The sequence below is a fragment of the Saccharothrix luteola genome (genome assembly GCF_020859565.1).
Taxonomy (GTDB): Bacteria; Actinomycetota; Actinomycetes; order Mycobacteriales; family Pseudonocardiaceae; genus Actinosynnema; species Actinosynnema luteola.
In genome coordinates, this window is record NZ_JAJHUO010000040.1 from 20880 (window position 1) to 34038 (window position 13159).

At 71.6% G+C, this 13159-nt stretch carries 14 protein-coding genes and 1 riboswitch; of the genes, 11 read left to right on the forward strand and 3 right to left on the reverse strand.

Features of this window, described 5'->3' with window-relative positions:
• Positions 1–4: 4 nt before the first annotated feature.
• On the forward strand, positions 5–1021 hold the full coding sequence (locus LNK82_RS40490; protein WP_230572171.1) for a Gfo/Idh/MocA family protein: 1017 nt from the start codon (positions 5–7) through the stop codon (positions 1019–1021).
• Between the two features lie 231 nt (positions 1022–1252).
• Here the strand turns inward: LNK82_RS40490 and LNK82_RS40495 are convergent, their stop codons facing one another.
• Entirely contained in the window at positions 1253–2524 is a 1272-nt protein-coding gene (locus LNK82_RS40495; protein ID WP_230572172.1) for an MFS transporter, read from the reverse strand.
• 170 nt (positions 2525–2694) lie between these two features.
• On the opposite strand from LNK82_RS40495, the gene LNK82_RS40500 reads away from it, so the two are divergent.
• The 5 genes from LNK82_RS40500 to LNK82_RS40520 all read left to right on the forward strand — a co-directional run bounded on the left by LNK82_RS40500 (position 2695) and on the right by LNK82_RS40520 (position 6809).
• Entirely contained in the window at positions 2695–3048 is a 354-nt protein-coding gene (locus tag LNK82_RS40500; protein ID WP_230572173.1) for an SSI family serine proteinase inhibitor, read from the forward strand.
• Between the two features lie 307 nt (positions 3049–3355).
• Complete coding sequence (locus LNK82_RS40505) at positions 3356–5269, forward strand: ABC1 kinase family protein (protein ID WP_230572174.1); 1914 nt, start codon at positions 3356–3358, stop codon at positions 5267–5269.
• A gap of 31 nt (positions 5270–5300) precedes the next feature.
• Entirely contained in the window at positions 5301–6020 is a 720-nt protein-coding gene (locus LNK82_RS40510; protein ID WP_230572175.1) for a hypothetical protein, read from the forward strand.
• Positions 6013–6327: a transcriptional regulator gene (locus LNK82_RS40515; RefSeq protein WP_230572176.1), complete on the forward strand. Its 315-nt coding sequence runs from the start codon at positions 6013–6015 to the stop codon at positions 6325–6327. Before LNK82_RS40510 ends, LNK82_RS40515 begins: the two co-directional genes overlap by 8 nt.
• Positions 6324–6809 (forward strand): glutathione peroxidase, encoded by a 486-nt coding sequence (locus LNK82_RS40520; protein WP_230572177.1) that lies wholly within the window; start codon positions 6324–6326, stop codon positions 6807–6809. Before LNK82_RS40515 ends, LNK82_RS40520 begins: the two co-directional genes overlap by 4 nt.
• 58 nt (positions 6810–6867) lie before the next feature.
• Here LNK82_RS40520 and LNK82_RS40525 read toward each other — a convergent pair whose 3' ends face one another.
• Positions 6868–8232, reverse strand: coding sequence for an L-serine ammonia-lyase (locus tag LNK82_RS40525; RefSeq protein ID WP_230572178.1), 1365 nt, complete (start codon positions 8230–8232; stop codon positions 6868–6870).
• A gap of 4 nt (positions 8233–8236) precedes the next feature.
• Entirely contained in the window at positions 8237–8617 is a 381-nt protein-coding gene (gene gcvH, locus LNK82_RS40530; RefSeq protein ID WP_230572179.1) for a glycine cleavage system protein GcvH, read from the reverse strand.
• Between the two features lie 125 nt (positions 8618–8742).
• A riboswitch (glycine riboswitch) is annotated at positions 8743–8837 on the reverse strand.
• A 195-nt stretch (positions 8838–9032) separates the two neighbouring features.
• Here gcvH and ald point away from each other — a divergent pair.
• The 5 genes from ald (at position 9033) to LNK82_RS40555 (ending at position 13154) form a co-directional block, all read left to right on the forward strand.
• Complete coding sequence (gene ald / locus LNK82_RS40535; RefSeq protein WP_230572180.1) at positions 9033–10139, forward strand: alanine dehydrogenase; 1107 nt, start codon at positions 9033–9035, stop codon at positions 10137–10139.
• A 344-nt stretch (positions 10140–10483) separates the two neighbouring features.
• Entirely contained in the window at positions 10484–10666 is a 183-nt protein-coding gene (locus LNK82_RS40540; protein ID WP_123745591.1) for a hypothetical protein, read from the forward strand.
• 5 nt (positions 10667–10671) lie between these two features.
• Positions 10672–11046 carry an AraC family transcriptional regulator gene (locus LNK82_RS40545; protein ID WP_230572181.1) on the forward strand — a complete coding sequence of 125 codons (375 nt, stop codon included), beginning with the start codon at positions 10672–10674 and terminating at the stop codon, positions 11044–11046.
• A gap of 48 nt (positions 11047–11094) precedes the next feature.
• Entirely contained in the window at positions 11095–12282 is a 1188-nt protein-coding gene (locus tag LNK82_RS40550) for an ABC transporter ATP-binding protein (RefSeq protein WP_230572182.1), read from the forward strand.
• Positions 12282–13154 (forward strand): ABC-2 transporter permease, encoded by an 873-nt coding sequence (locus tag LNK82_RS40555; RefSeq protein ID WP_230572183.1) that lies wholly within the window; start codon positions 12282–12284, stop codon positions 13152–13154. Before LNK82_RS40550 ends, LNK82_RS40555 begins: the two co-directional genes overlap by 1 nt.
• The last annotated feature ends 5 nt before the right edge of the window (positions 13155–13159 follow it).

Genomic DNA, 13159 nt, shown 5'->3' on the forward strand with positions numbered 1-13159 from the left:
GGTCATGCGCACCGCACTGATCGGGTACGGGCTCGGCGGAGCCGCCTTCCACGCACCGTTCCTGTCCACCACGCCCGGCTTGGCGCTGGCCGCCGTCGTCACCGGGAACCCGGAACGGCAGGCGGAGGTGTCGTCCCGCTACCCGGAGGCCGAGCTGATCGCGTCGGTGGACGAGGTGTGGCGGCGGGCGGACGAGTTCGACCTGGTCGTGGTGACCACGCCGAACCGGTTCCACGCCGCGCACGCCCGTGCCGCGTTGGAGCACGGGCTGAACGTGGTGGTGGACAAGCCGTTCGCGCCGTCGGCCGCCGAGGCGCGGGAGCTGGCCGACCTGGCGGCGGCGCGCGGGTCGCTGCTGGCGCCGTTCCACAACCGGCGCTGGGACGGCGACTTCCGCACCGTGGCGCGGCTGGTCGGCGAGGGCGCGCTGGGGCGGGTGCACCGGTTCGAGTCGCGGTTCGAGCGGTGGCGGCCGGAGGTGAAGGGGAGCTGGAAGGAGTCCGGCGACCCGGCCGACCTCGGCAGCATCGTGTTCGACCTGGGCACGCACCTGGTGGACCAGGCGGTGGCGTTGTTCGGGCGTCCGACGAGCGTGTACGCGGAAGTGCGGACGTTGCGGGCGGGTGCGCGTGCGCACGACGACGCGTTCTTGGCGTTGACCCACCCGTCCGGCGCGGTGTCGCACCTGTGGGCGTCGGCGTTGGCGGCGTCGTCGGGGCCGCGGTTCCGGGTCCTGGGCGACCGGTCGGCGTACGTGAAGTACGGGATGGACCCGCAGGAGGAGGCGTTGAAGGCGGGCGAGGTGCCCGGCGGGGAGGGGTGGGGCGAGGACGCGGTGGAGCAGTGGGGCGTGCTCGGCGCGGAGCCGGTGCGCACGGAGCCGGGGGCGTACCAGGACTTCTACGCGGCCGTCGCCGCCGGCCAGGCCCCCGTTCCGGTGGCGGACGCGGTCGCCGGGCTCGAGGTCGTCGAGGCGGCGTTCGCGTCGGCGCGTTCGGGTGAGGTCGTCCCACTCGCCTAGGTTGCCTTGCCACCCGACGTCCGCGTGTCGAACCTTCAGCGCCCGCGTGTCGAACGCTCAGCGCCCGCGTGTCGAACACTCAGGACCACCGTGTCCTACGTTCAGAACACCCGAGTTCAACGCTCAGAACACGGCTGCCTGTCCTGAGCGTTGAACTCGGGGTACCGGAACGTAGGACACGCGGGGCCTGAGCGTTCGACACGCGGGACCTGAAGGTTCGACACGCCCGGATCAGGGGGTCGTGCGGCGGAGGGTTTCGCCGATGGCGAGGAGGGAGAGGGCGCTGATCACGGCGCCCGCGATCAGGTAGAGCGAGATCGGCCACGAGGCGTGGGTCGGGGTCACGCCGAGGAGCCACGTCGCGATCACGGGCGACAGGCCGCCACCCAGCACGGCGCCCAGCTGGTAGCTCAACGACACCCCGCTGTACCGCACCCGCGTGCCGAACAGCTCGGCGTAGTAAGCGGGCATCGGGCCGAACACCGCCGCCGAACCGGAGAACGCCACCACCATCGCCAGCACCACCAACCCCGGCGACCGCGTCTCCACCAGCCAGAACAACGGGAACGCGAACACGCCCAGGAACACCGCCCCACCGAGCATCACGGGCAACCGCCCCACCCGGTCGGACAGCCGCGCGAACACCAGGATCGCCAACGCCTGCGCGAACGCCCCGATCAACCCGGCGGTCAACAACGTCCCCCGCGCCATCCCCAGCTGACGCGTCCCGTACGACACCGCGAACGTCGCCACCACGAAGATGAACATGTTGAACCCGAGGTTCACCCCGGCCCCGAGCAGCACCTTCCGCCACGACTCGCGCAGCACCGCGGCCACCGGCAGCCGCACCGCGCCCGCCTTCTCCCGCGCCTCGCGGAACACCGGGCTCTCCTCGACCGACAGCCGCACGTAGAGCCCGACGCCCACCAGCACCAGGCTCGCCAGGAACGGCAACCGCCAGCCCCAGCTCAGGAACGCGTCGCCGGACACCGCGGTCGACGCCGCCATCGCGCCGTTGGCCAGCAGCAACCCGATCGGCGACCCGAGGAACGTCCAGCTGCCGTACCACCCGGTCCGCCCGGCCGGCGCGTGCTCGACCGCCATCAACGTCGCGCCGCCCTGCTCGCCGCCCAGGAAGAACCCCTGCACCACCCGCAGCAGGACCAGCAGCAACGGCGCGGCCAGCCCGATCGAGGCATACGTCGGCAGCAGCCCGATCGCCGCCGTGCACAGGCCGGTCGCCGTCAACGTCAGCACCAGCATCGACCGCCGCCCGATGCGGTCGCCGAAGTGACCGATCACCACCCCGCCGAGCGGCCGGGCCAGGAAACCCGCGCCGAACGTGGCGAACGCCAGCAGCGTGCCGATGCGCGGGTCGAAGGAGGGGAAGAACAGCTTGTCGAACACCAGCGCGGACGCGGTGCCGTAGAGCAGGAAGTCGTACAACTCCACGGCGTTGCCGGCGGAACTGGCGAGCGCCACCCTGCGCACCTCGGAAGCCATTCACCCACCCTGGCCCGCACCGGTGCACAACCCACCTCGACCGTGAGCCACGTCACACCATCACAGCCACGTCCGGGGCAGGGCGGCCGACCCGGTTCGATCTTGGCGGAAACCACACGATCCGGTGAGATGCCTGGAGTGAGCGGTAATCGGCCGCCACCCTGTGGAGCATGGCACCACTCCCGTTGTTCGCGGCGATCGCCGCGCTCATCCCCTCGTTCGCCACACCGGAGTCGAGCTTCGTGCTCGGCGTGCAGCGCGGCGAATCGATCCTGTTGTCCAACCTGACCTGCGAACCCGCCGGCGGCCTGCACCCCAGGGCGGACGAGGCGTGCCTCGCGCTGTCCGGTGTGGACGGTCAGATCGACGGCCTGTCGACCGGCGAGGGCCTGTGCACGCTGGAGCACGACCCGGTGCGCGTCACGGCGTCCGGCACGTGGCGCGGCGAGAGGCGGTCGTTCGAGGCGGAGTTCCCGAACCCGTGCGTGATGCGCGCGCAGACGGGTCCGGTGTTCGACTTCTGACCCGGCGCGACCCGGGCCGAACCCGGGCGGATGCCCGTGGAGGGCCCGCGACACCGCCGCCGAAGTCGTGGCCCTCCACGGGATCCTGCCAAGGTCCTCGGACCTCTCCGGCGACCGTAGGGACTCGAAGACCGGATCGTCAACCTTCTTCACATGCGTGAAACGAGGTCGCCGCACGGCCCAGCCCAGACCACTACCGGGTGACCACCTCCCTGAGCCATCCGAGTGATCGGAGCTCTGCTCCTCGACACGGACCGTCTCAGTCAGCCCGTTCTATCCTCCGCGCGAACCGCTTGGGGGAAGACGTATGGGTGATTTCCTGCTGTACACGGTCGCCGTTCCGGTGACGTTCCTGTCCCTGGTGCTCGGCATGGCGCTGGCCGCTCGCCGCATCCTCGGGCTCCACGTCGGGCTCGTCCGCACCGCGCTCGCGTGCATGGTCGGCCTGTCGGCGAGCGAGGCCGCGCTCAACGCGATGCCGGGCCCGGAGACCACGCCCGCGCTGGCGACCGTGCAGATCGGCGTCGCGCTGCTGATGATGATCGCGCTGCTCACGTTCGCCGAGATCGTCGTGCCGACCGGGTCGATCCCGCCGCCCACCGAGTGGTGGCGCGCGCTGCGCGGGCGGGTCGCGCGCACCCGCCGCTACTCCCGGATCACCGCGATCGCGTTCCGCCACGGCCTGGGGCCGTACCTGCGCGGCCGGGAGCGCACCGACACCCGGCTGGCCCGGTCGCTGCGGCTGGCGCTGGAGGAGGGCGGCGTCACGTTCGTCAAGCTCGGCCAGGTGCTGTCCACGCGGCCGGACCTGCTGCCGCCGGACGTGGTCGACGAGCTGACGCTGTTGCAGGACAAGGTGCCCGCCGCGCCGTGGCCGGCCGTGCGCGAGGTGCTGGTGGCCGAGCTGGGCCGGCCGCCGGAGGACGTGTTCGCCGAGTTCGACGAGCGGCCGATCGCCGCCGCGTCGGTCGCGCAGGTGCACCGGGCGCGGTTGCGGTCCGGCGAGGACGTGGTGGTGAAGGTGCAGCGGCCGGCCGTGCGGCGGGTCGCCGAGGGCGACCTGGACATCGTGAACCGGCTCGCGTCGACGTTGCACGACAAGACGCGGTGGGGCAAGGCGATCGGCGTGCGCGACCTGGCCGCCGGGTTCTCCGCCGCGTTGCGCGAGGAGCTGGACTTCCGGGTCGAGGCGCGCAACCTGGCGGCCGTGCGGGCGGCGTCCGACGGCGCCGGCGTGGTGCTGCCCGCCGTGCACGAGGACCTCTGCACGGCACGCGTGCTGGTCATGCAGCGGCTGGACGGCGTGCCCGTGCGGTCGGCGTCGCTGGAGGCGGTGGACCGCGACGCGCTGGCCCGGACGCTGTTGGACGCGCTGCTGCGCCAGGTGATGCTCGACGGCGTCTTCCACGCCGACCCGCACCCCGGCAACATCATGCTGCTGGGTGACGGCAGGCTCGGCCTGCTGGACTTCGGCTCGGTCGGCCGGATCGACGCGCAGCTGCGCGCGGCGCTGGGCAAGCTGCTGCTGGCCATCGACCACGGCGACCCGGCCGGCCTGCGCGACGCGCTGCTGGAGCTGGTGGCCCGGCCGGACGAGATCGACGAGCAGCAGCTGGAACGCGCGCTCGGGCAGTTCATGGCCCGGCACCTCAGCACGGGGATGCGGCCGGACGTGGAGATGTTCGGCGACCTGTTCAAGCTGGTCTACCGGTACGGGCTGAGCATCCCGCCGGAGATCGCGGCGGTGTTCCGGGCGCTGGCCACGGTGGAGGGCACGCTGGCCGCGCTGTCGCCGGGGTTCAACATCGTGGTCGAGTCGCGCTCGTTCGCGGACAAGCAGTTCAGCGCGCACCTCACGCCGGAGTCGCTGAAGCGCACCGTGACCGAGGAGCTGCACGCGATGATGCCCATGCTGCGGCGCCTGCCGCGGCGGGCGGACCGGATCTCCAGCGCGTTGGAGCAGGGTCGGCTGGGGCTGAGCATGCGGTTGTTCGCTGACGAGCGCGACCGGCAGTTCATCGTCTCGCTGCTGCACCAGGTGATGCTGACGGTGCTGGGCGCGACGGCGGGCGTGATGGCGGTGCTGCTGCTGGGCGCGGACGGCGGGCCGCGGGTCGGTCCGGACCTCTCACTGTTCCAGGTGTTCGGCTACAACCTGCTGGTCATCAGCGTGCTGCTCGGGCTGCGGGTGGTGGTGACCATCTTCCGGCCGCGCGGTTGACGCGGTTGGTTTGCGGTGCAAACCTGACCGGGTGGCAGACCTGCTGGGTGACCTGGCCGACCTGCGCCGACGGGCGCGGGAGGACCGGCACGCCTACCCGTTCCCGCTGCTGTTCTTCGGCGTGGCGTCGTTCCTGGCTCTGCCGCTGTACGCGCCGGTCGAGGAGCCGACGCGGGCGTTCGCCGTGCGCCACCCCGTGCTGCTGGCCCTGTACTGGCTGGTCGTGCTGGTGGCGGGTGGTCTGGCGACGGTGTGGTGGTACCGGCGGCGTGGCGCGCGGGTGGGCATCGAGACGTCCACGCGGGGCTACCTCGGCGCGTCGGTGATCGGGCTGATCGGGCTGAGCGGTCCGGTGGTCGGGGTGGCGCTGGAGGCCCTGCCGTTCCGGTTCTACTCGGAGACGGGCGTCGGCCTGATCGTGCTGGCGGTGGCGACCGTGCTGTGGCGCCGGGGCGCGCCGCGGGTGGCGACGTCGACGGCGGCGGTGCTGGGCACGGCGGTGCTCCAGCACGACCAGCCGGCGATCGCGCCGTTCATCGCGATCGGTCTCGGCCTGGTGGTGCTGGCCTCCTTGGAGCGCAGCACCCGGTTCACCACCACCACCGCGGCGTACCTCGTGGCGCTGTGCCTGTCGGCCGCGTTCACGCCGCTCGCGGTCCCGCAACCGACCGCCTGGACGACCGGCAGCGTGGTCGTGCTGCCCGGGTTGGTGCTCCTCCTCGGCGGTCTGGTGGGCTTGCGGCGTGGCTGAGCACCCGACCGCGTCACTGGACGACGTGGTGCACCAGAGGCACCGGCTGGGCATCCTCACCGTGGCGGCGGAGGCGAAGCGGGTCGAGTTCGGCTACCTGCGGTCCACTTTGGAGTTGACGGCGGGCAACCTGTCGCGGCACATCGCGGTGCTGGAGGCGGCCGGGCTGGTGGCCGTGGAGAAGGGTTACGACGGCAGGCGGCCCCGGACGTGGGTCGGCGTGACGGCGGCGGGTCGGGCCGCGCTGGCGGCGGAGATGACGGCCCTGCGTGCGCTAGTCGAGCGGCACGTAGCCTCGCAGCCATGAGCATCCACGACATCCCGCTGCGCACGCTGTCCGGTGAGCCGTCGAGCCTGGGCGCGTTGGCGGGCAAGGCGTTGCTGGTGGTGAACGTCGCCTCGAAGTGCGGGCTGACGCCGCAGTACCAGGGCTTGGAGCGGTTGCAGGAGCGGTACGCGGCGCAGGGGTTCTCCGTGGTCGGCTTCCCGTGCAACCAGTTCGCCGGGCAGGAGCCGGGCACGGCGGAGGAGATCGCCACGTTCTGCTCCACCACGTACGGCGTGACGTTCCCGCTGTTCGAGAAGGTCGAGGTGAACGGCCCGTCCCGGCACCCGCTGTACGCCGAGCTGACGTCGTTCGCGGACCTCGACGGCGCGGCCGGGGACGTGCAGTGGAACTTCGAGAAGTTCCTGCTCGCGCCGTCCGGCGAGGTCGTGGCGAGGTTCCGGCCGCGGACCGAGCCGGAGGACGAGGCGGTCGTGAAGGCGATCGAGTCGGTGCTCCCCTAGCCCGACGGCCGACAGCCGACGGCGGGGAGGCGGCCGGCCGGCCACCTCCCCGCCCGGGTCAGCACTCGATGACGTTCACGGCCAGGCCGCCGCGTGCCGTCTCCTTGTACTTGACCTTCATGTCCTTGCCCGTCTCACGCATGGTCTTGATGACCTTGTCCAGCGACACGAAGTGCGAGCCGTCGCCGCGCAACGCCATCCGCGCCGCCGTGATCGCCTTGATCGAGGCCAACGCGTTGCGCTCGATGCACGGGATCTGCACGAGTCCCCCGATCGGGTCGCACGTCAGCCCCAGGTTGTGCTCCATCGCGATCTCGGCCGCGTTCTCCACCTGCTCCGGCGTGCCGCCCAGCACCTCGGCCAGCCCGCCCGCCGCCATCGAGCACGCCGAGCCGACCTCGCCCTGGCACCCGACCTCGGCGCCGGAGATCGACGCGTTCTCCTTGAACAGCGCGCCGACCGCGCCCGCCGTCAGCAGGAACCGCACCACGCCGTCGTCGGACGCGCCCGGCACGAACCGGGTGTAGTAGTGCAGCACCGCGGGCACGATGCCGGCCGCGCCGTTGGTCGGCGCGGTCACCACGCGGCCACCCGCGGCGTTCTCCTCGTTCACCGCCAGCGCGAACAGGGTCACCCAGTCCATCACCCGCAACGGGTCCGTGGCGTAGTGCTCGGCGGCCATCCGCTGCCGCATCTCGGCCGCGCGCCGCCGCACCTTCAGGCCGCCGGGCAGCACGCCGGTCCGCGTGCAGCCGCGCTCGACGCACTCCTGCATCACGTCCCAGATGCGCAGCAGCCCCGAGCGCACCGACGCCTCGTCGCGCCACGACCGCTCGTTGGCCAGCATGACCTCGCTGATCGACAGCCCGGTCTCCCGGCACCGCGCCAGCAGCTCGTCACCCGAGCGGAACGGGTGCGCGACCGGCGTCTCGTCGGGCTTGATCCGGTCCGCTCCGGTGGCCGTGTCGTCCACCACGAACCCGCCGCCGACGGAGTAGTACACCGCCGAGTCGACCACGACGTCACCCGAGTGGGCGGTGAAGCTCATGCCGTTGGGGTGCAGCGGCAACGACTTGCGCCGGTGCATCACCAGGTCGGTGTCCTCGGTGAACGCGATCTCCCGCACACCGGCCAGCCGCAGCCGCCCCGTGGCGCGGATCTCCGCCAGCCGCCGTTCGGCCTCCTCCGGGTCGACCTCCTCCGGCCGGCAGCCCTCCAGGCCGAGCACCACCGCCTTCGGGCTGCCGTGCCCGTGCCCGGTCGCGCCGAGCGAGCCGAACAGCTCCACGTGCACCCGGTCGACCGAGGCCGACGAGGGCCGCAGCCGTTCCGCGAACATCATCGCCGCGCGCATCGGGCCCACCGTGTGCGAGCTCGACGGTCCGATGCCCACGGAGAACAGGTCGAACACGCTGATCGCCATGACGTCAGTCCCCGGTCAGTTCCGCGTACTTCGCCGCGGTCAGCAACCCGGACGCGTCCGTCACGGCCACCTTGAACAGCCACCCGGCCCCGTACGGGTCGTTGTTGATCAACGACGGGTCGTCGACGGCGGCCCGGTTGACCTCCACCACCTCGCCGCTGATCGGCGCGTACAGGTCGCTGACCGACTTGGTCGACTCCAGCTCGCCGCACACCTCGCCGGACTTCACCACGGCGCCGACCTCGGGCAGCTCCACGAACACGACGTCACCCAACGACTCCGCCGCGTACGACGTGATGCCGACCGCCACGGGGTCCTGGGTACCCGGCGCCCAGTCCACCCACTCGTGCTCGGGCGTGTACAGCAGGTTGTCCGGAAAAGTCACGACAGCGCTCCCTCACGGCAAGGTCCACCAGAGCCCCACTCTGTCCTGGGACCTGAGAGCTTCACCGACGCCGGAGCGGCGGCTTGCACCGTGGGTGCGCGGACGTGCGCGCTTTCCAGAGTCGCCTCACCCGTGCGGTTCTCGCTGCCTGAGAGTGTGCGGGGTGCTTGCTCCTTCGGCGCCCCGGCACGTTCACCGAGGTCTCTCCCGCGCGGGTTCCGGCGCTCCTGGCGCGCCGCGGCCGATGTTCAGTTGGTTGGCCCGCACGCTAGGTGCCCGGCCCGACGGGTGTCAACGCACCGTCGGACTTGTTCGATCGGCACAGTGGCGCAGGGGTGCGTTGGTGCCGGCCGCACGATGACACCGGATACCCGTTACCGGACCTTTGGTGTAACACCGGCCGAAGGAGCCCACCGTGCGGATCGCCGTCCCCCGCGAGATCAAGAACCACGAGTACCGCGTCGCGCTGACCCCGGCGGGCGCGCACGAGCTGACGCAGCGCGGTCACGACGTGGTGGTCGAGGCCGGCGCGGGCCTCGGTTCGGCCATCACCGACGAGGAGTACCTGGCCGCGGGCGCGAAGGTGCTGGCAGGCGCGGACGACGTGTGGGCCGAGGGCGACCTGGTGCTCAAGGTCAAGGAGCCGATCGCCGAGGAGTACCCGCGGCTGCGCGAGGGCCAGGTCCTGTTCACGTACCTGCACCTGGCCGCCGACCGGCCGCTGACGCAGGCGCTGCTGGACTCCGGCACCACCGCCGTCGCCTACGAGACCGTGCAGACCGCGAACGGCGCGCTGCCGCTGCTGGCGCCGATGTCGGAGGTGGCGGGCAGGCTCGCGCCGCAGGTGGGCGCGTTCTCGCTGATGAAGCCGTCCGGCGGGCGCGGCGTGCTGCCCGGCGGCGTGCCCGGCGTGCACCCGGCGCGGGTGGTCGTGATCGGCGGTGGCGTGGCGGGCCTGAACGCCGCGGCGATCGCCGTGGGCATGGGCGCGGACGTGCAGATCCTGGACACCAACGTCGACCGGCTGCGCCACATCGACGCCCTCTACCAGGGCCGCCTGCGCACCGTGACGTCCAACCGGTACTCCGTCGAGCAGGCCGTGCGCGAGGCCGACCTGGTCATCGGCGCGGTGCTGGTGCCCGGCGCGAAGGCGCCGAAGCTGGTGAGCAACGAGCTGGTGGCCGACATGCGGCCCGGCTCCGTCCTCGTGGACATCGCGATCGACCAGGGCGGCTGCTTCGCCGACTCGCGCCCGACCACGCACGCCGACCCGACCTACCAGGTGCACGACACCGTCTTCTACTGCGTGGCGAACATGCCCGGCGCCGTGCCGCGGACGTCGACCTACGCGCTGACCAACGTGACGCTGCCCTACGCCGTCGCGCTGGCCGACCAGGGCTGGGAGGCGGCGCTGCGGGCGGACCCGTCGCTGGCGCTCGGCCTGAACGCGCACGAGGGCCTGCTGACGAACCTGCCGGTCGCGCAGGCGCACGGGATGACCCACACGCCGCTCGACCTCTGAGAACCCCCGACGGCGAAGGGCCCCGCTCACAGCACGTGAGCGGGGCCCTTCGGCGAAGAAAGACGGCCCGCTCAACCAGCCTGGGGGTCACTGGGAGCGGGCCGCGTGACCAATCTTAGCCGGGAACAGGGGTCCCTGCCCAGTGACCCCACCGATCCGGCCGACATCCGTCCCGGCGGCGGCGACGCGCTGTGCACGAACTCAAGCAATCGAGTGAACTTGGGTGATAACGGGTAAGTCACGACGGCCCCGCGACCGATGCACAGGGCGGGAACCCCGCGGCTACCCAGCGGGGTCGTCCGTTCGCGCGGTGCTCTGCCGCGCCTCCTCCGATCGGAGCGCAGATGGCTGAACCCGAGGGCTGGATCGACTGCCACGACCCGTTCGGGCGGGACCGGTCGATGACCGTGCTCGTCGAGGACGACCGAGTTCTGCTGGTCGCGCCGCCCGGCGAGTCCGCCGTGATGTCCGTCACGCAGACGCGCCGGCTGCACCGCCTGCTCGACCAAGTCGCCGACAGGATGTGACGGCCGTGGACGAAGCGCTGCGGGCCGCCGTGATGCGCCGGCTGGCGTTGCTGGACGAGGTCGCCGAGAGCGGTGAGGCGGACGCCCTCGTGCCGCTCGCGCGGTCCGAGATCCACCGCCTGGCCGACGGCTGGCGGCTGTTGTTGACCGTGCACCAACCGGATCCGGACGGCCGCTGCGGCGCGTGCCCCGGAGTCCTGCGGCACAAGAAGTGGCCGTGCCAGGTGTGGACGATGGCCCACCAGCACCTCATCGGCGACGGCCTGCCGCACCGCGAACGCCGCCGTCCGCTGCGCACGCTGCGCCATTCGAAGGAGGTCGAGACGACGGCCGAGATACCGAGGGTCGCGTCGAAACCGCGGCATGCCCTCCCCGAGTGACCCTCCTAGGGCAGGATGACGCCCGGTAGGAGTACTCGGGAGGGACGCGTGCACGACGGCACTGGCCGCATCGTGGTGCAGAACTTGACCAAGCAGTTCGGTCCGGTCGCAGCGGTGCAGAACCTCAGCTTCACAGTGGAACCCGGTTCGGTGACCGGCTTCCTCGGCCCCAACGGGGCAGGCAAGACCACGACGCTGCGCATGCTGCTCGGCCTGGTGACCCCGACCGCGGGCATCGGACTGATCAACGGCAGGCCGTTCGCCCAGCTCGGCAACCCGGCCCGGGTGGTCGGCGCGGTGCTGGAGGCGCAGGGCTTCCACCCCAAGCGCACGGCGCGCAACCACCTGCGCGTCTACGCCGCCGCGATCGGCGTGCCCGACTCGCGCGCCGACCAGGTGCTCCAGCTGGTCGGCCTCGGCGCGGCGGGCGACCGCAAGGCGGGCGGGTTCTCGCTCGGCATGAAGCAGCGGCTGGCCCTGGCCACCGCGCTGCTCGGCGACCCGCAGATCCTGGTGCTCGACGAGCCGGCCAACGGGCTCGACCCGGAGGGCATCGCGTGGCTGCGGACGTTCCTGCAGTCCTACGCGCGCAGCGGGCGGACCGTGCTGATCTCCAGCCACCTGCTGGCGGAGGTCGAGCAGACCGTCGACCAGGTGGTCATCATCAGCCGTGGTCAGACCATGTACTACGGGTCGCTCGACCAGCTGCGCGACCAGCAGCAGGGCCGCGTGCTCGTGCAGCCGTCGGACACCGGCGCGCTGGTCGCGGCGCTGCGGGAGGACGGGATCAGCGCGATCGAGCAGCTGCCGGACGGCCGCATCGCGGTCACCGGCGTGGAGGCCAGGCAGGTCGCCGACACCGCGTTGAAGGCGGGTGTGTCGGTCTACGGCATCCAGGAGGAGAAGGTCGACCTGGAACGGCTGTTCTTCCAGCTCACCAACGGCCAGTACGCGGCGCCGGGCCAGTACGCGCAACCCGTCGGGTACCAGCAGCAGCCGCCGCCCGGCTACCAGCCGCAGTACCAGACCCCGCCGCAGGGCTACCAGCAGCAGCCGCCGCCGGGGTACCAGCAGCAGTACCAGCAGCCGCCGCCCGGCTACGAGCAGCAGTACCAGCAGCAGTACCAGCAGCCCACGCAGGGCTACGAGGCACCACCACCGGGATCCCAGCCGCCGCCGCAGGACAACCCGTACGGTCCGCAACACGGTCAGGGCGGCCTCGGGGGCGGTGCGTGATGGGCAACCTGATCAAGGCGGAGTTCCGCAAGACCACCACCACGGGCCTGTGGTGGGGCCTGATGATCCCGACCGTGCTGCTCGCGTTCGGCTGGGCGCTCGGCACCGGGGCGATCTTCAAGACCGTCTCGGACTTCATGAACAGCTCCGACGCCGAGGAGCTCGCCACGCTGCTCAACGTGGACCCGTCGCAGTGGCAGATGTCGGTGTTCGGGATCGCGCGCAGCATCAACGTGGCCACGATCTTCCCGATGATCTTCGGCGGCCTGGCGATCGCCAACGAGATCAACCGCAAGACGATCACCACCACGTTCCTGACCTCGCCCAACAGGGTCTCCGCGCTGGGCGCGAAGATGATCGTCTACATCCTGTGGGGCGCGATCTTCGGCGTCGCGATCGTGGCCTCGGTGAGCATGGGCATCGCGCTCACCTCGGACGCGGGTTCGCTGCCGGACGCCGGTGGCTGGCTGGCGCTGGCCGGTGTCGGCGTCCTGTCGTCGATCCTGATGACCATGTTCGGCGTGGGCGTCGGCGCGCTGATGACCAGCGTCGTCGGCACCACCGTCGTGCTGCTGCTCTACATGCTGATCGTGGAGAACGGCATCCAGCTCGTGCTGGCGTCCCAGGGCCTGCCGGAGATCATCGGCTTCCTGCCCAACGGCGCGGTGAACGGCCTGACCGGCTCGGTGGCGTCGTCGTTGTTCCTGTCGAACGCCGGCGTCGTGCCGGAGGACATGGTCGAGGCGCTGCGGGCGTTCGCCGGCGCGCTCGGGGCGTTCGACTGGTGGTTGAGCGGTCTGATCTTCCTCGTCTGGTCGGCGCTGTTCTTCCTCGGTGGCTGGGCGGCCACTCAGCGCAAGGACATCACCTGATCGCG